We start from the raw sequence: 19700 nt of genomic DNA on the forward strand, positions 1-19700 counted from the left end.
ATTGATTTGCTCGCATCCAATAAAAAACGCATCTTACACAGATGCGTTTTTTATTATTGTGCCATGCTGTTATTTATTACGGCGTGTAATAAGTGGCAGCATTGGGGCCGACTGGAATGCCTAATACAAATACCCACAGGAAGAAGAACATAGTCCAGCCAATAAAGAACACGATACTGTAGGGCAGCATAGTGGCAATTAAGGTGCCGATCCCCAAATCTTTCTTATAACGGCAAGCTACCGCCAAAATAAGTCCAAAGTAGCTCATCATCGGAGTGATAAGGTTGGTGACTGAATCACCAATTCGATATGCCGCTTGGATGGTTTCTGGAGCATAACCAACGAGCATTAGCATGGGCACAAAAATTGGCGCAGTAACAGCCCATTGTGCAGAGGCGCTGCCTAGCATAAGGTTGATCACGCCACACAGCATAATAAATAACACAAATACTAATGGTCCTGTTAAGCCAATGGTATTTAATGCCTGCGCACCACCTACAGCCAATACCGCACCTAAGTTTGTCCAATTAAAAAACGCCACAAACTGAGCAGCAAAAAAGACTAATACTATGTACATACCCATAGTACTCATACTGTGTGACATGGCATTGATGACATCGACATCCTTCTTCATGGTGCCAACGACTTTACCGTACACTAAACCTGGAATAGCAAAGCCGATAAAGATAAATGCCACAATTCCTTTCAAGAAAGGTGAGCCAGCTACGAGTCCCGTTTCAGGGTGACGTAATGGCCCATTTTCAGGAATAATAGTTAACGCTAATAAAGCAGAAAATGCGACAGCAGCAAAGGCTGCCATTTTTAAGCCACGCTTTTCAATATCACTAACGTTCTCCATGGGTTGGTCATCTAAGTCGCCAGCTTCACTTGGGTCATATTTACCTAATTTAGGTTCAACAATTTTTTCTGTTACCAGACCACCTAGCAAGGTAATTAAAAACGTGGAGGCAAACATAAAGTACCAGTTAACTTCTGGGCCAACTGTGTATTTAGGGTCGATCATTTGTGCTGCGGCTTCAGTAATACCTGACAATAGAGGGTCAACAGTGCCCAATAAAAGATTGGCGCTATAGCCGCCAGATACACCAGCAAAGGCCGCTGCTAGCCCCGCCAGAGGATGGCGGCCCAATGAATGGAATATCATTGCAGCCATAGGAATGAGGACAACATAGCCTAGCTCTGCCGCTGTGTTAGATATAATACCTGCAAATACAATAGTGTAAGTGACTAAGCGCTTTGATGATCCCATCACTAACAAACGCATTGCCGCTGATAACAAACCAGAACGTTCGGCAATACCCACGCCCAGTAATGCCACCAGTACCGTACCCAATGGTGTAAAACCGGTAAAGTTAGTCACTAAGCCTGACACAATACGTTGTAAGCCTTCTGCGCTGAGTAAGCTCACTACGTGAATTAAACCATCAGGACTTCTGCCTGAGGTGCCTTCTGGTCTAGGGTCAACAACCGACAATTCAAAGTAACCCGCAATACCGCTTATCACTACCACAGCGACACAGAACATGGCGAATAAAGTGATTGGGTGGGGTAATAAGTTACCGAGTCTTTCTACTATGTTTAAAAATCGTACAAAGGCACCGGACGAGGCTATGTCAGAGGCTGTTTGAGGCGATTTCGTCTTTGGTTGGTTTGATTGACTCATGTGGTTCCTTGATTTATTTAGGCTTTTTCCTCATCGCCATTAATACATTTATGTGAGCATGGTCGTCAGGATAGTTGATATAGTTTTGCCAACTTATTAGCTTACAGGGGCAGAGTTAATTGAAAATTAATTTATATTTATGAGTTAATTAGGTTTGAGCAAAAATGACTGCTTTAACGGGTAAAAGTAAGCGTTTTATAGTGGATTTGTTGTATGATAAGAGAGTATTTATTGTGGTATGGGTTAAAAATTGCTCACCGCAATTCGTGTTTAAGTGGCTGATTTTAATATTTTTTAGTTTGGTTTTTAAACTTGTCATTTAGTGTGGCTGTGTCATGATTTAATTCGTCACGATATTGAGTTAGATGCAATAAAATTGTTTGTTTTGTCAACCAAATGTTACTGTTAGCCATTGTGATGTAATAAATATAGTTGTGACTTCGCTGAGATTTAAGTGAAATATAAAGTAAATTATGCTTATTATGCTAGATAAGAATTAGAAAAATCATCATTAAGGAAAATATCATGCAAGCATTGCTGCTGAGTGTAAGCTTGGCTGTTATTCTCTGCTACCTATGGTACGCCAGTCTAGTCAAAAAACGTCAATCAGCGATTGATTCTCTGATTGTTTTGAATCAAAAAATTGATGCCCGCTTAGTTTTATTAAGCCAGTTATCTGATGTTAGCTTACAACATCAACCTTTGGATGAAGCGCAAGCTGATCAGTGGCAGCAGTTGCGCGCCCTAGCTGATAATAGCTTGTGGTCACAGGGCATTGATCATCATTTACCGACTACTTTAGCTGTCTGGTCTGAAATGGATATGCTGCAGAAAGGCTTGTTTTCAGCTTTGCATGGCGATGATCTTGATGAGCAGCGGGTGAATGAATATCTACAATTAGAATTAGATTACCAAAATGTGGCTGATTTTTATAATCAAACCGTGACTGAATTGAATCAAGGCGTTGGTATGTTTCCGGGGTCTATTGTTGCCAAGTTAGCCAAGGTATCGGTTATGCCCCAGCTTATACCAGATGTAGGTTAATCGAGTTGAGTGGCATATTGCTTTTAAGCAGTATATTAAAACGATTTCAGCACAGCATTGTGCTGACAAGCTTGGTTTTTTGTCCCGGGTTATTGGCCAATCAAACTGTGGAAAACAATACAAAAAAACCAGTAATAAAAGCGGTATATCAACCCAACCTTCAATCTACACCCGCAGATAAAGCGCATCTTAGTTTGTTTCCCGACCTAAATGAGCTCGCTGTTATTCCGCCAGGGGCAGAGGGTGCGGATAAATCTATTACATCAACCCTGGTGCTAGATAATAGTTATCCACTCGCTAAACCTGATTTAAGCAAGCCTGCTAAAAAACAGCTTAAAGCCAGTTATTCAGAACACGGTATTTTATCCGACTTAGGTGTTGAAAAACGTAAAGTCTATCAATATGAAAAAGATGGTATTACCGCATTCAGTGACACTGAGCCAGACCATACTAACTACCGTGTGTTACTGTTTGAATGCTATGCATGCCGTCCTGATTCAACCATTGATTGGTATAAAACCCCATTATTCACCCAAGATTATGCCAGTTTTGTCGCCGTAGCTGCATCACGATATAAACTAGAGCCTGCACTCATCAGAGCTGTTATTCATGCCGAGTCAGCTTTTAGAAGTAATGTGGTGTCTAAAGCTGGTGCTATGGGGTTAATGCAATTAATGCCAGGCACGGCCAAAGACATGCAAGTGTTAGATGCCTTTCAAGCAGAGCAAAATATAAACGGTGGCAGTCGTTATTTGGCACTGTTATTAGCACGATTTAATGGTGACATAGATCTGGCTTGTGCGGCCTATAATTCAGGTCCATCAACGGTTACCCAATACAATGGTGTACCGCCATATCCTGAAACACAAGCCTACGTGCAACGGGTAAAAATTCTTTATAGTCGCTATCGGAAAGCCAGCTGAGTTTAGCGATAAAGCATAAGCTTGGATAATAAAATAGTGACTCACATTATTGATACAAAAAGAAAATACCAATAAATAACCCTGCCTAATCATATGGCTAAAATTTAAAGGAATGTTTATGACTTTTTCACCCGTTATTACCTCTTTATCGGTTGCCATTGCTGCCCTGTGCTTATCTTCCTCAGGTTATGCAAACGCTGCCGTACAAGCTCCTGCAATAAATGCGGCTCCATCCCAAGAAGATGTGCGCTTATATGACATAGCTACCGCGCCACAGGCCAGCCGGCTAGAACAAGATGTGCGAAAACTGGTGAGCTTTGGTACCCGTCATACCTTGTCTGAAACTCAATCGGATACCCAAGGCATAGGCGCAGCAAGGCGTTGGATAGAGGCCGAGTTTAATCGTATTTCAAAAGATTGTGGTGGTTGCTTAGAAGTGATTACCGTCAGTGACACTGTGCAAGGCAAACGCATTGCTAACTCTACTGAAGTGGTTAATGTCATCGCTATTCAGCGCGGTAAAACTGACCCTAAGCGTGTGGTGATGATGAGCGGCGATATCGATTCTCGAGTCACCGACGTATTAGATGCTACCTCAGTTTCACCTGGCGCCAATGACAATGCCTCAGGCGTTGCAGGTGCAATTGAAGCGGCTAGGGTGTTATCGCAATATCAATTTAACGGCACTATCGTTTATGCCGCCTTGTCAGGTGAAGAGCAGGGCCTATATGGCGGAGATATTTTAGCTAATTATGCTAAAAGTCAGGGCTGGCAAGTGCAAGCGGTATTGAATAATGACATGATCGGTAATATTGCCGGTATTAATGGCGTGGTGAATAACTCTACTGTACGGGTGTTTTCTGAGGGCGTGCGTTTTGTTGAAACCACTGATGAAGCCAAAGAACGCTACTTTAGTGGCGGCGAGAATGACTCTGCGTCACGCAATTTGGCGCGCAAGATTAAAGCGTTAGTTGATCAGTACATGACCAATTTAGATGTCATGTTAGTGTATCGGCTTGACCGTTTTGGCCGTGGTGGACATCATTTACCGTTCAACAAAGCGGGCTTTCCTGCCGTGCGGGTGATGGAAACTAATGAGCATTATGATCGTCAGCATCAAGATATTCGCACTGAAAATGGCATTAATTATGGTGATGTGATTGAGGGTGTCGATTTTGATTTTACTGCAAAATTAACCGCACTTAATGCCATTAGCCTGGCCTCAATGGCATGGGCACCCGCGCCGCCATCAGGTGTCAGTATTAAAGGGCAAGTGTCTCCTAGCACCACACTCAACTGGGCTAAAACAGCGGATAAAGAGGTGGTTGGATACCGAGTTTATTGGCGATTAACTACAGTGCCAGAATGGAGCCATAGTCGTTATGTAGGCAATGTGAATGAATTTGAGCTGAAAAATATGGTCATAGATAATTATCTATTCGGTGTGGCCAGTGTCGCAGCGAATGGTAATGTCAGCCCTGTGGTGTTTCCCGGGGCGGCAGGGGCATTTTTTTAAAACCAATTTAATGATTAAGGTTAAGGACGATTATGAGCAAAAGGATTTTACTGGTATGTCTATTGGTACCTTTACTAACAGCTTGTTCAGCACGAACAGCCACAAATGCAGGTAGCGACTTTGTTATTGGTGCATATGAAAATGCAGAAAAGAGGGAAGTAGCAGAGTCTCGCCCTGAAAGTCATTCATCAAGTAATAATACCCGTAAGGATGTGAGTGTTGGAGCGTTAAGTGCGATATTAGGGGCACTTTCTCGGACGTTAAATGGCGATTAGGAAGCCGATGTAACTGCACTGAAATGATTAAAAAGCCCATGTAATTTGAATTACATGGGCTTTTTAATAAAGTGCTAAAGCATTATATAGCCAATTATTCTGGCACTTCTAGCTTCACTACCGTTTTACCACCGCTATGGCCCAAACGACGCTCTAAGCAGTTAAGGGTTTCTTTTGCGGTGACATCTAATTGCCAAGGTGGATTAATAATCCATAACCCTGCCGCAGTCATACCAAATTCATTACTGTCAGGTTTAATTGCTTGCTCTACTCGTAGTTGATTTCTAATGCCGCTGTTTTTAAGTAAATTGAGCATAGATTCCGTTTGCTCACGCTGAACTACCGGATACCACAACATATACACCCCAGTCGAAAATCGCTTATGGGCTTTAATGATAGTTTCCGCAACATCAACATAATCAGATTTAATCTCGTAGCTTGGGTCGATTAATATCACCCCACGGCGCTCTGGTGGTGGCACTGCAGCGATTAAACCTTGTAAACCGTCACCTTTAAGTACTTTTACTTGCCTATCTTTAACAAAATATTCAGCTAATAAATCGTGATCAGTACTGTGTAACTCGTGTAATAGCATACGGTCTTTTTCACGTAACTCGGCATCGACAAAACTGGGTGAGCCAGGGTAAACCGTTAACTGATCATATTCAGCGTTAAACACTTTAACGGCTTCGACGTAATCTACTAATGCTGCTGGCAGGTTACTGGCCTCCCACAGTTTGGCCACACCGTCTAAGTATTCACCGGTCTTTTGAGCAAACTCATCGGTTAATGAATAAGCACCCGCACCAGCATGGGTATCAATATAGGCATAAGGTTTATCTTTTTTCTGCATTAATTTAAGCACTTGCAGTAACATTGAATGCTTTAGTACATCGGCATAATTGCCAGCGTGATAACCGTGACGGTAACTTAACATGAGATATTCCAAAAAAAGTAGCAGCGTGGACTGCAAGATAATCACATTATAAGTTTTATCTTGGCTAATACCAATCAGCTTAAGCACGGTATAGGTATTCACTGCGGTAGCCTTTTGGCATAATAGGCTTATTCACCCTAAATGTAGGCAATACAGTGACCGCGATTTATTTCAATCAACAATACCCAAGCCTTGTCGATATTTGCCAACGATGGTCACTGCACTATGAACCAAGCGCACCCTTTGAGCTGCGTTTCGAGCAAAATCAATTAACCTTACACAAACGTGACGAGCCCAAACTCGACGGTATTTTGGTCGATTTTGTTACGGGCGCTGTCGCCCATAGGCGTAAGTTTGGCGGTGGCCGTGGTCAGTCAATTGCTAAAGCCGTCGGCCTTAAGCAAGGTGTCACCCCAACCGTGGTAGACGGTACAGCAGGCTTAGGCCGTGATGCATTTGTACTGGCCAGTTTAGGCTGTAAGGTGATTATGGTTGAGCGTCATCCAGTGGTCGCAGCATTATTAGAAGACGGTTTACGCCGCGCCTATGAAGATGCTGAAATAGGCGATTGGATGACGGAGCGCATGAGCTTATTTCATGGTTCCAGCATTACCGCATTAGCCGATGCAGCCAAAGCTAGCGGCACAGAAATTGATGTTGTCTACCTTGACCCTATGTACCCGCACCGTGAAAAGTCTGCCCAAGTGAAAAAAGAAATGCGCGTATTTCAAACCCTAGTGGGCGCCGACTTAGATGCCGACAGCTTACTCAAACCAGCAATATCACTGGCCACTAAACGCGTGGTAGTCAAACGCCCTGATTACGCCGAAGACTTAGATGGCGTTAAGCCCTCAATGGCCATTGAGACTAAGAAAAATAGATTTGATGTATATGTGAGATCGGCAATGAAATAGCGACTATTTAAGTGACCGCTAGAGTATTGGTTTATAAAGATATTCCTGTAGATCTAATAGGTAACTCTTTGAAAATAATTTGCAATCACGCAGAAGACACAGTCAATTCCATGATGCTAATGCCAGATTTAACACCAGCCTTGGCGCCACTGGGAAGGCTGCTTTAAATCACGCCAATTAATCTCATATTCATTATTGTTGTAAACCGCTTGAATGACGCAGCGAATGACTTTTTTATCGTCATCAAATTCAACGGCTGTCACGGCAAAATGTTTTTCTCGATTCACTGGCGACGTTGCCGTCCATTTGCTCAAAAGCAGTGCTTTTGGATTGATTTGATTCATGCAACCACTCCTAAATGGCTCAATTGCGCCCACATTAATAAATGACACACCAATACCACCGAGGTTATTTTGGCCCGCATTTGTTGGTACTCTTTGCTTAATAACGCCCAACTTGGTAACCGCTTTTGCAGCAATAATAGCCAAACAAAACTGCCGGCTAACCACAGTAAGCTAAATTCAACACTAACCCACACACCAAGTGGTAAAGGTAAAGTCACCAGCACGACAAGCCACGCCTGAGTGAGCGACTGGCTTCGAGCTGTCGACTCTTCTAACTGGTCAACGTTATTTTGCTGATGTTTTGCGCCTTGTTTTGTTTCAATATTGAGTGGAGCTTGCCACAAACTGCCTGCCACAAAGCTTAAAATGCTGACACTATAAATAACAAAAGCCTGCAGTATCCACGGTGTCTCGCTAAAAAAATAGCCGCCGGTTAAAATCAAAAAAGGTAATAAGCCTAAATAGCTTAGAGTCACATGATGGGTTGAGTGCATAGTTGATTCTGCTCATAAAAATTTGATCATTCAATACGTGCATATTACATAAGTCGATCAGCTTAAATTCAGCCACAACTTAGGCAGTGGCTGGGCAATGACAGCAAAACTACCCTAACTCAAAGGCATCCATTATGGATGCCTTGTATGTGATTCAACTTTATCTGGCATCAAACCAGTTAATTAATATTATGGACTAGTCGCCACAACAAAATCGCCATCGGCTACAGTGCCATTGGTTACTGTCACTGCTTGTATATCGGCTTGGATAAAGAAAGGTAGCCCAACATCGTCTGGGTTGTTATTGGCATCAGGATCATCATTTTGAGCGACACAGGTGTAACCCACACTGTAGCTACCAGCAACGACGAAACCAAATTCATAGCCTTGGCCAATGACTTGGTTACTTTGATCCATAATATCGTTCACTCTTGCAGCTGCAATAGGCGCAATTTTTGGCGCCACAACGGCATCACTTCTAAAATCGCTCATATTATCAAGCGCAGTTGCATCGGAATATAAATAGGCTGCATGGCTAAAGATACTGCCACCGGCAGCAGCTTCGCACTGTGTCACAAGTTCTGATGGGATATTGCCTTTAATTGCGCCGACTTCTGCATTGTTATATAGCTGCACTGATGCTGGCTTTAGGGTCCAGTAGTCTTTATTTCCTTTAGGGTCTTGTAAGCCGCTATTTAAGTCAAATTCAGCAACAAAGCTGTTGGTACCGGCTGCAATAGTAAATTTCTTATTAAAAAATAAACGCCCAGTATCAGTATCGTCTGCACCAACACCGCCACAAGAGCCATTGCTGTTGGTTGTTAAACCATGGAGATTATCATCCATGGTTTTAACATAAGAGCTATCGGCATTTGGCGTTTCACTTCTTTGCATGTAAATACACATTTGGTATTCGCCAACAGGAATACTTTGGCCGCTCACTAAGGTTTCAACTGCAGTACCTTGAAATTCAAGTAGATTGACTTGTTTTAATGCCCCATCGTCAGACACGTTAAATGAAATACTGCCAGTACTGCCTTTCAGTACCACTTGCTTAAAAGCGATAGTCACATCTTTAGCGTCACTTGGGTTATCTGACACGCCTAAGCTAAACACTCCCATTTGCTCCGCTGGGGTGTCGTCACCGCCGCCACAGGCGACAAGTAAGCTTGATAGGGAGAGCGCTATCAGGGTTTTCGCTGTTTTCATCATGGACCTTCTTATAATTAGTGGGGTGAGGTTGTCGTGTGGAAAAGTATAACTGATCATAAAAGTTAACTTACTGTATCGAGTATTACTCTATTTTCAAGTGTCAATATTTTGAAATATGTCAATAACTTAGCTATATATTGCGGCGTAAAGATAGATAGTTTTTTATTGTTATTAAACTCATGGGGATAGAATCGTTTTTATCATTCGTCATGTAAATAATCACCAACATTAATGATCAAATACAATGAGGGTTGAATGCTGTGTTTACGCACTGAGAATGGCTTTAGTGGCTTATCCGCATAAGTATAAAGACTTAATTTGAGAGCTTGTATGGTCTATTCTATGCAGTTTTACAGTTGAGCTAAATTAGCAGGGCTCAGCTTAAATTTTTTACATTTGTTTTATGTAATTGATTGTCACATTAAATGATGATTTCTTCACTTGGTGCACAACATTTTCGGCGGAAGGCTCCTAAAGTCAGTAGGAGCCTGATTAATGTTAACTAGCCACCATGTCCTCCGTGATGGCCACCATTGCCGTTACCGCACTCATGTATTGTTTGTTGGCCACCGTGTGCACCCGCTTCTATAGTAATTGAGCCCGAATCTTTAAACATAACAAATGGACCATTACTGATATCATCGGTGGTCGGGTCATCTAAATGACCTAAACAGCTGTAACCAACCCGATAGTTCCCCTCAGGCAAGTAACCCATGGCAAAATGCCAATGACCGCCGCCATCTTGCAGCATCGGACTTACCGCCGTAGGTAATATAAAACTCACTGACGGGTTTGTTGTCATATCCGCCATTTGGTTAATATTGGTTACCGCTTCAGGGTACAAATAAGCCATATGACTAAATTGGCCACTAGCTGGGGTCAGATCGGAATAAGTTGTTTCACAATCGGCAATCCATTGGGGATCTACCTCACCAAGTAAATGTCCCATCTGTCGATTATCGATTGACCACATAGCTTGATGGTTTAAGTAATATTGTCCCTGATCCATAGATAAACCACGGTACAAATCAATTTCCATTGTGATGCCAAGGTGTTGGCCTGCAACTATCTCAAAATCCGCAACGGGGAGTTGTCCATTAGTCACATGCAACCCGTGCCGCCCCTGTCCATCTTCGACAAAACAGCCATCATTACCATCACCTTGTTGAATGGTGACATAAGCATCATGAAATTGACCAGAGGGCAAGTCGATACTATCTACCATTAGATGACTATCCATGCCCTGGTAATCGAGTAGATTGAATGCCATGTTCTGTAAGTCGTGCCTGTGGATCACGCCCGCAGAGTCTGTCATCACTAACTCGCCCATGACCATACCCACATGGGTTACGCCAGCCATAGGTGAGTCGGAGATAGCGAGAGATAATTGCCCTTGTGACAGTTGCGGTGTTGTTGCCGTGCCATCACCATCATTTCCGCAAGCACTGAGCAATAAAATCGAGGATAACACCAAGATTGTTCTATTAATCGTCATAAATCCGCCGTAATAATAGGGGGTACACTTGATGGTACTCCTTTTGGAGTAATCGATCTGTGATCCTGCACCATATTTAATATTGAGAAAATGACGAAGTTTAAAACGTGGTGATATTTAAGTAATTGATTTTTAATGGTTTTTATCTCTTGCTTATGCTTTCAGCTTCTGGCGCATCAAGATACCTATATGTGAAATGACAATGATGATTACTGAATATCTGAGTCTTCGACTTTAAAAAACTGACTCTTTTCTGAAAGCTGTTTTAGTGTCCAGGGTGGATTCAAAACGGATATGTTTTTGATCCCCAGTTTATTCAGACCGCTGATGGAGTAGTACCATCCTACATAATCTTCAGCTTCGGCATATGTTTTGTATTTATCACTTTGACCAAGAGTTGTTATGTCTCGAGTGATATTGATTTTTTTAAAAAAATCAGCCTCTCTTTTAGAGGTTGCTACACCATATTCAACAAGCTTTTTTCGGGTTATCTCACGCTCAGATTCTGGTAGAGTATTGATGAATTCAGCCACGCTCGCATCCATTCCAGTTGTGCCGCCATGAAATCCAATCAAAGCATTTTTTGCGATCAATTTTTCATTCGCTGCAGTAAAAATATAGTTAGCGCAAGACGATAGGCAGTACTCTGTCACCTCGATATTTAAATCGTTTTCGTTAATGAATTCAGCTAAATCCAGACCGGCATTTACCTCTCCGCCAGTACTTTTAATCGATATCCATTTGATGTTATTTTTGTTTTCTTTATAGATTTTAAATACCTTTTCGTTGGCGCTTTGGGTTAACTGCCCCTGATAGTAAATTTTATTACCCTCTAAATACACTTGAGTCTCTTCACTTGCAGCCGCAAAGGTGCTGGCAAATAGTAAAATGGAAAGAAAACATTTTAAAACTTTTAACATATAAATCCTTTTTATGTGTCTAAGCGTTTCTAGATTTTGTAAACAGTAACTATCTATATTTACAGTTATATTAATGAATTACATTATTTTAGCAATTTATAATTGCAAGGAATTTAGCGGGGTTAGGGATATTTAGTTGAACAATTGGAGTCTCGCGTATTGGCTCATTTGAATAGGCTAATATAACGACATCAGTGATTTGTGATGGCCTGCTAGGCAAAATATATATCCACTTATTCAAGGTGCTTAGTGAGATAATCAGTGATATTGTGATGCTTTGTATTTGGCGACATTTTATTCATTATGATTAAATATTTGATGGACTACCTGCGGATCATTTTATTTGTGTGTGGGGTATTAATTGGTATTCAGGTGCCCGGTTTTGTTGATCAATATGGGCAACGTCTTGAGGCGCATCAATTAGAAGCTAAACTGAGTTTGGCTGAATTTCAGCGCGATGCTGATCGCTTTTTTGGTGGCGACTTCAATAAGCTAATTAGCCACTATCGGCAAAACAATGATCCGGTTGTTAATGCTGGTGGTGAAAGTATTGAGTCTATTTATCAACGTTATGTGTTGTTAACCGAGGCGCTTACTCAGTTCCGCCTACACAGTTACAGCCCTTATCAACAGCTTATTCTGGCACCGCAACATGACATTCAAGTTGAGGTATGGAAAAACTATTCCCATGTGATTTTATTAAAGCCCGAAGCGATTGCTATTGGCATGTTGCTAGGGCTGTTATTTGCCGTGCTATGTGAATCTATATTATCGATTTTGTACTTGGGTTGCCGTAAGGTATTTGTGTCAACTTAACCGTTTGTTTTGAACTTACTGTGTCAAGATGACATGGTTAACTTACCTAGGCCTAACTTGGCCCGAGTGTTATGACTATTCAACCCATATAATGCACTTCGGGCCGACGTTATTCGCCTGAAAATTTTCTATTACTGACGCCCGATATCATCTCATAATCGATGTAATCACTATAAGTTGCACAACGTTTGGTGGCAGTGTTAGTCCTCTATTTTAATTCTAATATTGTCGGCTATTGTTTCAAGTTGAGTGATTAACAATGCTTGGGTAACGTTTTCTGGCAGCCTTAAGTTGAGCTTGGCGCTGTATACGGTTTTACCAATAGACGTGACTTGTACTCGGTTACTTTCTTGGTGTTCAACACTGGCTTCAAGTTCAGACAATATTTGATTTATATCGTGGGTTAATCCTGCTCGGTCATTACAGTCTAAGGTTAAGGTAAACTCGGTGCAAAGTGGTAGGTTTTCATGCTCGAATTCGGCATAGACGAAGGTTAGCTGAGGAAATTTTTGTGCTAAATGTTGTTTAAAAATCAATTCTTGTTCTGTACTTATCATAACCCGCATCATAGCCGTGAATTGACCGTCGAGTTTGATGACTTTAGTGGTTTCCCAACTGGCACCCATTTCGCGGCTGACCTGAGCTAAAGACTGTAAAAGGTTGGGTTGTAAAGCCCCTAGTACTGTAGTGATAAATTTATGTTTCATTTAAGCTCCCCTGTTTGTTGCGTCTTACTTCAGGTTACCGATAGTGCACAAACTAATCTGTGGTTAACGACACATTTTCATCAAATAAGCGCACTTTTGCGTTAACCTGCACACTTTAATAGTTGGGTGATGATAACGGGAGTTGCGTGTTTAAAACGCCAATGGCTAATAATATCGCTTAAAACTATTAACAAATCATATTGAGCGATTGAATGACTCTGAGTGGCTTCATCTTGGTACTCAGTATCTTTTAAAAATAACAGGATTAACTCGCCTTCATGCTGAATTGTGGATAAACAGTCGGTGGTTAATTGGCATTGGGTTACCTTAGCCTGATACGACCCTCTACGAACCATGACGTTAAAATCTAACACCTGTGAACCAGTAAGCTCACTATGAATAGACCATTCACCTTTAAAGGCATAAGGACGACTATTTTGGGTTAAGTCTATTGTAGGACGGCTAGCTGAAGGCTTGTTAGTCGCGGAGTTATCAGTAAAAGTTAGCCTTAACCCGTTACCTTCAAGTAGTGATAAGTGACGATCGATACCCTTAAATATTGAAAAAGGTCCATTGGTTTGTACTCTTGCCATGCTGATCCGTACATCAAAGTTATCTAGGTCAGCATCTAGGGGCCAAATATAGCGCTGAAATGTACTGCCTAAGCCATTTTTCCACGGTGTTGCCTGGCATTGACTGAATTTGAATAGCATTTTAGTCGGCTTATGTTGCTTGGGTAGAGCTTCAAAATAGGCGTAAATCTTTGTCTGTACAAGTTGCTATTGAAATATAAGTAATCTGCGTTATTATCAATAAATCGCCATGTTAAATTTAAGTGTTTTTATTGTTAACATCTCTTTTCGAATCTCGCCGATTTCAACGTTTAGCAAGTTTGAATCAAACCGTGCTTATCCTGTCTATGCGCGAAGGCTTTATTGCACTTATTCCTTTTTTTGTAATTTCTTCGTTAGCTTTCATGCTGATCGGATTACAGTCTTTGTTGCCCGATTTTGCGGGTAAAATAGCTGTTTTTTCTGCTTTGGACACAAGTCACAGCTTAATTATGGCCATCTCACCTTTAGCAATTGTGATTTCGCTAAGTTACCACCTTTCTAAAAATTTAAGAGTTAACACTATAGTGGGCAGTATTTTGGCTTGCTTGTGTTTTATTACTCACAGTAATTATCTGATTAAAAGTGACTCTGGCTATATGCTAAGCTCTGTTTGGCCTAACTTTTACTCCATAGTTATTCCACTGCTGGTGCCCTATTTAGTGCGTTTTTTTCTTGGTTTTAATGGGTTGAAGCTGGTTAGAGCATCAGTGGCAAGCTCATTTTTAATGAAGCACTTAAATCTTATTCTGCCTTTCTTTTTAGTGTACCTCACGCTGTACTTAGTTTTACCGATTATGGATTTGTTGATTGGTGATTTGACTGCTTACTTGGTGACCTTTGTGACTGGATTGTCATTAGAGGTGCAAGGCTTTATCCGGATGTTAATCATACATAGCCTTTGGTTTATCGGGGTGCATGGTGATAACACTTACTTAAGTCTTTTTTCAAATGTGCTGATGTCAGAATCTTTTGTTGCGGGCTTATCTTTAAACAGTTTTTACAACAACTTTGTTATTGTGGGGGGCTCAGGCTGTTTATTGTCTTTGGTGATTGCAACCTTGTGGCGTGGTCGTTCGTTACAAGAGTTAACGCTGATGAAAGTGTCTTTGCCTTTTAACATGTTTAACTTCTGTGAGCTAATCGTGTACGCATTGCCGATTGTGTTTAATCCGGTTTACTTAATTCCCTTTATTTTGGCGCCAGCGGTTAATTTTATTATTTCATATTGGGTACTTGGTTTAGGTTTCATTGAATTTACCTCTCAAGAAATATCTTGGATGACCCCGGTGTTTTTGAACAGCTGGTTAATCAGTGGTGACATTAAGGCTGTGCTATATCAGGCCTGTTTAATTGTGTTGAATGTGTTTATTTATCTGCCATTTGTGTTGTTTTCCAGCAGATTTGCCAATAATGCCAACTTAATAGAAAAGCTCAGTCATAAGTTAAAATTTACTGATATCCATCAATTGGATGCAGAAGCTCGATACAGCTCTGAGCAGCGAGATTCAATTATTCATATTACAGAATTGAATCAAGTATTACACCAGATTGACAATGGTAAGTTGATTTTATATTACCAACCTAAAGTGGATATAAATCAGCGTAAGGTAATCGGCTTTGAGGCGCTGCTGAGACTGGAAAATAACCTGGGTGAAATTTCTGGCCCCTGGTTTATGGATATTCTTGAACGCAATAATTTAGTGTCGATGATCGATTTCTGGGTGGTCAATAGAATTAAACATGACCTCAAAAAGCTGGCAGAAAATAGTATTAGGCCTTTTGTGTCGATTAATCTTCACCCTTTGTCGTTATTAGAAGTCTCAATTATACAGGGACTAGACGAACTCAATCGTTTGTATCCACAACAGATACAGTTAGAGGTTTTAGAGTCTGGTTTTAAAGATGACAGCCCCCAGGCTTGGGCGAATTTAGCGCAATTACAGCGCAAAGGTTTTAGTGTTGCCATTGATGACTTTGGCCGAGGGTTTTCTAACTTATCACGTTTAATTAAGTTATCCCCCAATGATATAAAACTTGATCGCTCGATGTTATTGGCGACAGATTCTGCCGACGGGTTACTGTTATATAAGCATATGGCGGCTTTATGTTCCGAATTAGGTTATCAATTAGTTGCTGAGGGCGTTGAAACTGAGGCTGAATTAGCGATTGTACGACAAGCGGGAGTGTATTGTGTACAAGGTTGGTTTTTTGCTAAAGCTATGCCAATAAATGAAGCTATGGCGTATCAATTTCCGCCAGAGTGAGTATAAAACTAAACATAAATATAAGTATAAGAAGTGACAATTTATCGATTGTTGAATGCCGTTAATATTGCAACGGTCACGCTATATATGATCTAAGGGAGTTCAGATGTCAGAAACGTTAAAAAATACTATTCCACAACAAGCATTTGATTGGTATGACGAATATGCCCATGGGGGCATGGATCGTCGCATGTTCATCAAAAAGCTCGGTTCGCTAGTCGCGCTGGGATATTCAATGAGCGTGCTGACGTCAGCTTTACTGCCCAATTATGCTTTAGCAGAGCAGGTATCCTTTAATGACACTGCTATAAAAGCCACTTATGAGATCTTTGATTCGCCGTTAGGGTATGGCAAAGGGCGCGGTTATTTAGTGACGCCGACAGATAAAACGGGTTTATTACCCGTGGTGCTGGTGGTACATGAAAACCGTGGCCTTAATCCTTATGTTGAAGACGTGGCTAGACGTTTAGCCAAAGCGGGCTTTGTTGCATTTGCCCCAGATGCTTTGTTTTCGTTAGGCGGGTACCCTGGGAATGATGATGAAGGGCGGGCGATGCAAGCAACATTAGATCGCGCTAAAATTGAACATGACTTTGTTGCTGCGGGCAAGTTTTTAAAAGCTCATCCAAACAGTAATGGCAAGTTAGGCGCTGTTGGTTTCTGCTTTGGTGGTTATATTGTGAATTATCTCGCCGCTGTTGATGCTGAGCTTATTCAGGCGGGGGTGCCTTTTTATGGTACTCCAGCGGCCAAAGAGCTGCGCAAAAATATTAAGGCGCCTTTAATGGTGCAATTAGCTGAGCTGGATGAAAGAGTGAATCAGTCTTGGCCTGACTATGAGCAAGATTTAAAAACTTTTGATGTACCTTATCAAATGCACATGTACAAAAATGCGAATCATGGTTTTCATAATGATTCTACTAGCCGTTATGATGAAGCTAATGCGGAGTTAGCATGGCAAAGAACATTGACATTTTTTACTCAGCATTTAGCATAAGTGATTAATCATGTTTTCAAACTACATGCGAATAGCTGTCGGGTGCGAATACCTTTATTAACTAAGCCTAGTTTGAGCTATCGCTTTAATGCATAAAAAAAGAGGCTCACATAATGTGAGCCTCTTTTTATTTAGCTATCCTAAGCTGAAGTTAACCAGCTTACTTTAGTGGTTTTCATTTGCTCAAAGCTAATGACTAACCTCTAACATGACCGTTACCAGACACTAAAAACTTTTCAGCGGTTAATGCTTCTAATCCCATAGGACCATAGGCATGTAGCTTAGTGGTGGCAATACCAATTTCGGCACCTAAACCTAGCTGACTACCATCAGAAAAGCGAGATGAGGCATTGACCATTACGACCGAGGCATCAACACTACGCTGAAAACGTTGAGCACGCTCAGGGTTTTCAGTACAAATGACTTCAGTGTGATGGCTGCCATTTTGATGAATATGATCTAAGGCCTTATCCATATTATCGACCACTTTAATAGCGATTTCTAAATCGAGATATTCTTGACCAAAATCTTCATCAGCCAATAAATTAGCTTGCTTAAAGAATGGCAGGCTGGTGGCACAGGCGTTGATGGTAACCTTATGTTCAGCTAGGTGCTTTGCCACTAACGGCATAAAGTCGTTAACAATTTGCTGGTGAACCACTAAGCCTTCTAGTGCATTACACACCCCAGTACGTTGGGTTTTGCCGTTCAGCAAAATATTGATGGCTTTGTCAAAATCAGCATCTTTGTCAACGTACAGATGGCAAACACCTTTAAAGTGCTGAATAACCGGTACTTTACTGTTGTCTGTGACAAAGTTAATTAACCCTTCGCCGCCACGGGGAATGATCACGTCAATCAGGCCGCGTTGATCCATCAAATCCATTAGTAGTTGTCTGTCAGCATTAGGTACCACACTGATTAATGCTTCTGGTAAATCAAATGAGGCTAAGGTCTTTTGTAAAATACTAGCGATAGCTTTACTTGAATGAATCGCTTCTTTACCGCCGCGTAAAATAATGGCATTACCTGACTTGAAGCACAGGGCGCCAGCATCTGCTGTCACATTGGGTCTTGCTTCATAAATCATACACACAACGCCTAAAGGCATGCGCATTTTACTGATTTTAAGCCCGTTAGGTTGCTCGCCAATATCACGTATTTTACCTACTGGATCCTCAAGCTTTACAATGTCTTCTATACCTTTAGCCATCAGCTCAATGCGATCTTCATTTAGCAATAAACGGTCAAGCATTGCACTGGCGACATTATCTTGCTTAGCGCCATCCATATCTAACTTATTGGCTTCAAGTATGGCGGGTGAACCTTTACGCAGTTCGGCGGCCATGACTAACAAAACCTTATTCTTTGTTGCTGTATCTAAATTTGCTAACACGCGTGCTGCTTGTGACGCCTGCTGTGACATAGTTGTCATTAAATTCATGTGTTCTCCAAAACGGTTAAATGCTCTTTTGCGATAATAGAATTGTCTTGAGAAAAATAGCCGTCGGTCGTTTTTATATCGTTTTGCTCTTGGGCGATATAATTTAATAAACAACTACTGTAATTCGTCATGGCTTTAGCCACTCTAGTGCCATCATCTGTGGTGACTAAAATGGTGTCTCCTGCTGAAAACTGACCTTTAACTTCAATAATATTTTCGCGGGTCAACATATCTTCATTGTCACCAAACGCTGTGGTGGTGTCATTAATGATCACTTCGCCACGTTCGCGAACGGTGTGAGTCATCCAATGCACTGCGGGTGATAATGGCTCGTTGCTAGGTAAAAAGTGAGTGCCAGGGTTTTTACCTTCAAGTAACTGGTTAAAAGAGTTAACGTCAAAACCATTAATAATGAAGGTATCAATACCATGTGCGGTGGCTTTTTCTGCAGCCTCAATCTTAGTTTGCATACCACCTGTGCCTGTTGAGCTTACTGCTCCACCTGCCATGGCATATATTTCCGGTGTGATGACATCCACTTGCTGTAATAATTTTGCATCACTGTGGCTGTGTGGGTTTTTATCATAAAGCCCATCAACATCAGTGCACATAATTAAAGTATCAGCATTAATGGCCGCGGCAGCCATTGCGGCGAGATTATCATTATCGCCCACTTTCAACTCTTCAGAGGTGACAGTGTCATTTTCATTAATCACTGGCAGTACGTTATATTCGAGTAATGACTCGATAGTTTCTTTTATACTGACATAGCGTTCACGGTTACATAGGTCGCCTTGAGTCAGTAATATTTGTGCCAGTGGCATATCAAGCAACTTAGCCCATATTGCCATCATGTCGTTTTGACCCGCGGCGGCCATGGCTTTCTTCAATGCCTTTGAAGGGGTCTCAACATTAAACCATTGGCGCCCCGCGGCAACAGAACCCGATGAAACTAAGATCACTTGTAAGCCTTGTTTACGGCAAGATTTTATAAAGTCGGCGATGTTTTTCAGGTATTTAGGACTGCAACCGTCACTACCTGGGGCAATTAATGCACTGCCCACTTTGATAACGATCCGTTTATTATTACTTAAAGACAT

19 protein-coding genes are annotated in these 19700 nt (G+C 41.5%); 8 read left to right on the plus strand and 11 right to left on the minus strand.

Features of this window, described 5'->3' with window-relative positions; all coding sequences use genetic code 11:
- Window positions 1-76: 76 nt before the first annotated feature.
- Window positions 77-1684 carry an AbgT family transporter gene (locus ACRWQM_RS00640; RefSeq protein ID WP_434930917.1) on the minus strand — a complete coding sequence of 536 codons (1608 nt, stop codon included), beginning with the start codon at window positions 1682-1684 and terminating at the stop codon, window positions 77-79.
- Window positions 1685-2209: 525 nt separating this feature from the next.
- Between ACRWQM_RS00640 and ACRWQM_RS00645 the strand changes: the two genes are divergently transcribed.
- The 4 genes from ACRWQM_RS00645 (at window position 2210) to ACRWQM_RS00660 (ending at window position 5442) form a co-directional block, all read left to right on the plus strand.
- Window positions 2210-2728 carry a hypothetical protein gene (locus tag ACRWQM_RS00645; RefSeq protein ID WP_434927540.1) on the plus strand — a complete coding sequence of 173 codons (519 nt, stop codon included), beginning with the start codon at window positions 2210-2212 and terminating at the stop codon, window positions 2726-2728.
- A 269-nt stretch (window positions 2729-2997) separates the two neighbouring features.
- Window positions 2998-3651: a lytic transglycosylase domain-containing protein gene (locus tag ACRWQM_RS00650; RefSeq protein WP_226415793.1), complete on the plus strand. Its 654-nt coding sequence runs from the start codon at window positions 2998-3000 to the stop codon at window positions 3649-3651.
- A gap of 118 nt (window positions 3652-3769) precedes the next feature.
- Complete coding sequence (locus ACRWQM_RS00655; RefSeq protein WP_434930918.1) at window positions 3770-5167, plus strand: M28 family peptidase; 1398 nt, start codon at window positions 3770-3772, stop codon at window positions 5165-5167.
- A gap of 32 nt (window positions 5168-5199) precedes the next feature.
- The gene (locus ACRWQM_RS00660) at window positions 5200-5442 is read left to right on the plus strand and encodes a hypothetical protein (protein WP_434930919.1); all 243 of its coding nucleotides are present in this window, start codon (window positions 5200-5202) and stop codon (window positions 5440-5442) included.
- A 94-nt stretch (window positions 5443-5536) separates the two neighbouring features.
- Here ACRWQM_RS00660 and ACRWQM_RS00665 read toward each other — a convergent pair whose 3' ends face one another.
- Window positions 5537-6379: a 23S rRNA (adenine(2030)-N(6))-methyltransferase RlmJ gene (locus ACRWQM_RS00665; protein ID WP_434931944.1), complete on the minus strand. Its 843-nt coding sequence runs from the start codon at window positions 6377-6379 to the stop codon at window positions 5537-5539.
- A 155-nt stretch (window positions 6380-6534) separates the two neighbouring features.
- Between ACRWQM_RS00665 and ACRWQM_RS00670 the strand changes: the two genes are divergently transcribed.
- Window positions 6535-7293 carry a class I SAM-dependent methyltransferase gene (locus tag ACRWQM_RS00670; RefSeq protein ID WP_226412535.1) on the plus strand — a complete coding sequence of 253 codons (759 nt, stop codon included), beginning with the start codon at window positions 6535-6537 and terminating at the stop codon, window positions 7291-7293.
- 128 nt (window positions 7294-7421) lie between these two features.
- On the opposite strand, the gene ACRWQM_RS00675 is transcribed toward ACRWQM_RS00670, so the two are convergent.
- From ACRWQM_RS00675 to ACRWQM_RS00695, 5 genes are all read right to left on the minus strand, one after another.
- Window positions 7422-7637 carry a TIGR02450 family Trp-rich protein gene (locus ACRWQM_RS00675; protein ID WP_226412539.1) on the minus strand — a complete coding sequence of 72 codons (216 nt, stop codon included), beginning with the start codon at window positions 7635-7637 and terminating at the stop codon, window positions 7422-7424.
- Complete coding sequence (locus tag ACRWQM_RS00680; protein WP_434930920.1) at window positions 7634-8131, minus strand: DUF3429 domain-containing protein; 498 nt, start codon at window positions 8129-8131, stop codon at window positions 7634-7636. The genes ACRWQM_RS00675 and ACRWQM_RS00680 overlap by 4 nt, the downstream gene beginning before the upstream one ends.
- A 189-nt stretch (window positions 8132-8320) precedes the next feature.
- Window positions 8321-9340 carry a DUF4382 domain-containing protein gene (locus ACRWQM_RS00685; RefSeq protein ID WP_434931945.1) on the minus strand — a complete coding sequence of 340 codons (1020 nt, stop codon included), beginning with the start codon at window positions 9338-9340 and terminating at the stop codon, window positions 8321-8323.
- Window positions 9341-9845: 505 nt separating this feature from the next.
- Complete coding sequence (locus tag ACRWQM_RS00690) at window positions 9846-10838, minus strand: DUF4382 domain-containing protein (RefSeq protein WP_434930921.1); 993 nt, start codon at window positions 10836-10838, stop codon at window positions 9846-9848.
- 209 nt (window positions 10839-11047) lie between these two features.
- Window positions 11048-11758, minus strand: coding sequence for a hypothetical protein (locus tag ACRWQM_RS00695; RefSeq protein WP_434930923.1), 711 nt, complete (start codon window positions 11756-11758; stop codon window positions 11048-11050).
- Between the two features lie 303 nt (window positions 11759-12061).
- Here ACRWQM_RS00695 and ACRWQM_RS00700 point away from each other — a divergent pair, with 303 nt between their 5' ends.
- Window positions 12062-12574 (plus strand): DUF2937 family protein, encoded by a 513-nt coding sequence (locus tag ACRWQM_RS00700; RefSeq protein WP_434930924.1) that lies wholly within the window; start codon window positions 12062-12064, stop codon window positions 12572-12574.
- 200 nt (window positions 12575-12774) lie between these two features.
- Here ACRWQM_RS00700 and ACRWQM_RS00705 read toward each other — a convergent pair whose 3' ends face one another.
- Window positions 12775-13281 (minus strand): ACT domain-containing protein, encoded by a 507-nt coding sequence (locus ACRWQM_RS00705; protein WP_434927532.1) that lies wholly within the window; start codon window positions 13279-13281, stop codon window positions 12775-12777.
- Window positions 13282-13382: 101 nt separating this feature from the next.
- On the minus strand, window positions 13383-13994 hold the full coding sequence (locus tag ACRWQM_RS00710) for a HutD/Ves family protein (RefSeq protein WP_434930925.1): 612 nt from the start codon (window positions 13992-13994) through the stop codon (window positions 13383-13385).
- A gap of 131 nt (window positions 13995-14125) precedes the next feature.
- On the opposite strand from ACRWQM_RS00710, the gene ACRWQM_RS00715 reads away from it, so the two are divergent.
- Window positions 14126-16159 carry an EAL domain-containing protein gene (locus ACRWQM_RS00715; RefSeq protein ID WP_434930926.1) on the plus strand — a complete coding sequence of 678 codons (2034 nt, stop codon included), beginning with the start codon at window positions 14126-14128 and terminating at the stop codon, window positions 16157-16159.
- Window positions 16160-16265: 106 nt separating this feature from the next.
- Entirely contained in the window at window positions 16266-17156 is an 891-nt protein-coding gene (locus tag ACRWQM_RS00720) for a dienelactone hydrolase family protein (protein ID WP_434930927.1), read from the plus strand.
- A 196-nt stretch (window positions 17157-17352) separates the two neighbouring features.
- Here the strand turns inward: ACRWQM_RS00720 and ACRWQM_RS00725 are convergent, their stop codons facing one another.
- Together ACRWQM_RS00725 and proB are read right to left on the minus strand one after the other, a co-directional pair.
- Window positions 17353-18600: a glutamate-5-semialdehyde dehydrogenase gene (locus ACRWQM_RS00725; protein ID WP_434930928.1), complete on the minus strand. Its 1248-nt coding sequence runs from the start codon at window positions 18598-18600 to the stop codon at window positions 17353-17355.
- Window positions 18597-19700 carry a glutamate 5-kinase gene (gene proB, locus ACRWQM_RS00730; protein WP_434927527.1) on the minus strand — a complete coding sequence of 368 codons (1104 nt, stop codon included), beginning with the start codon at window positions 19698-19700 and terminating at the stop codon, window positions 18597-18599. The genes ACRWQM_RS00725 and proB overlap by 4 nt, the downstream gene beginning before the upstream one ends.

The sequence above is a fragment of the Shewanella sp. HL-SH5 genome, from assembly GCF_051163755.1.
GTDB lineage: Bacteria > Pseudomonadota > Gammaproteobacteria > Enterobacterales > Shewanellaceae > Shewanella > Shewanella glacialimarina.

What these genes read in the sequence shown, in the direction of transcription:
- ACRWQM_RS00700 (WP_434930924.1), top strand. Translation starts at nt 12,062, where the DNA reads ATGATTAAATATTTGATGGACTACCTGCGGATCATTTTATTTGTGTGT.
- ACRWQM_RS00710 (WP_434930925.1), bottom strand. Translation starts at nt 13,994, where the DNA reads ATGCTATTCAAATTCAGTCAATGCCAGGCAACACCGTGGAAAAATGGC.
- ACRWQM_RS00690 (WP_434930921.1), bottom strand. Translation starts at nt 10,838, where the DNA reads ATGACGATTAATAGAACAATCTTGGTGTTATCCTCGATTTTATTGCTC.
- ACRWQM_RS00685 (WP_434931945.1), bottom strand. Translation starts at nt 9,340, where the DNA reads ATGAAAACAGCGAAAACCCTGATAGCGCTCTCCCTATCAAGCTTACTT.
- ACRWQM_RS00660 (WP_434930919.1), top strand. Translation starts at nt 5,200, where the DNA reads ATGAGCAAAAGGATTTTACTGGTATGTCTATTGGTACCTTTACTAACA.
- ACRWQM_RS00720 (WP_434930927.1), top strand. Translation starts at nt 16,266, where the DNA reads ATGTCAGAAACGTTAAAAAATACTATTCCACAACAAGCATTTGATTGG.
- ACRWQM_RS00675 (WP_226412539.1), bottom strand. Translation starts at nt 7,637, where the DNA reads ATGAATCAAATCAATCCAAAAGCACTGCTTTTGAGCAAATGGACGGCA.
- ACRWQM_RS00640 (WP_434930917.1), bottom strand. Translation starts at nt 1,684, where the DNA reads ATGAGTCAATCAAACCAACCAAAGACGAAATCGCCTCAAACAGCCTCT.
- ACRWQM_RS00680 (WP_434930920.1), bottom strand. Translation starts at nt 8,131, where the DNA reads ATGCACTCAACCCATCATGTGACTCTAAGCTATTTAGGCTTATTACCT.
- ACRWQM_RS00725 (WP_434930928.1), bottom strand. Translation starts at nt 18,600, where the DNA reads ATGAATTTAATGACAACTATGTCACAGCAGGCGTCACAAGCAGCACGC.
- ACRWQM_RS00705 (WP_434927532.1), bottom strand. Translation starts at nt 13,281, where the DNA reads ATGAAACATAAATTTATCACTACAGTACTAGGGGCTTTACAACCCAAC.
- proB (WP_434927527.1), bottom strand. Translation starts at nt 19,700, where the DNA reads ATGTCTTTAAGTAATAATAAACGGATCGTTATCAAAGTGGGCAGTGCA.
- ACRWQM_RS00645 (WP_434927540.1), top strand. Translation starts at nt 2,210, where the DNA reads ATGCAAGCATTGCTGCTGAGTGTAAGCTTGGCTGTTATTCTCTGCTAC.
- ACRWQM_RS00665 (WP_434931944.1), bottom strand. Translation starts at nt 6,379, where the DNA reads ATGTTAAGTTACCGTCACGGTTATCACGCTGGCAATTATGCCGATGTA.
- ACRWQM_RS00695 (WP_434930923.1), bottom strand. Translation starts at nt 11,758, where the DNA reads ATGTTAAAAGTTTTAAAATGTTTTCTTTCCATTTTACTATTTGCCAGC.
- ACRWQM_RS00655 (WP_434930918.1), top strand. Translation starts at nt 3,770, where the DNA reads ATGACTTTTTCACCCGTTATTACCTCTTTATCGGTTGCCATTGCTGCC.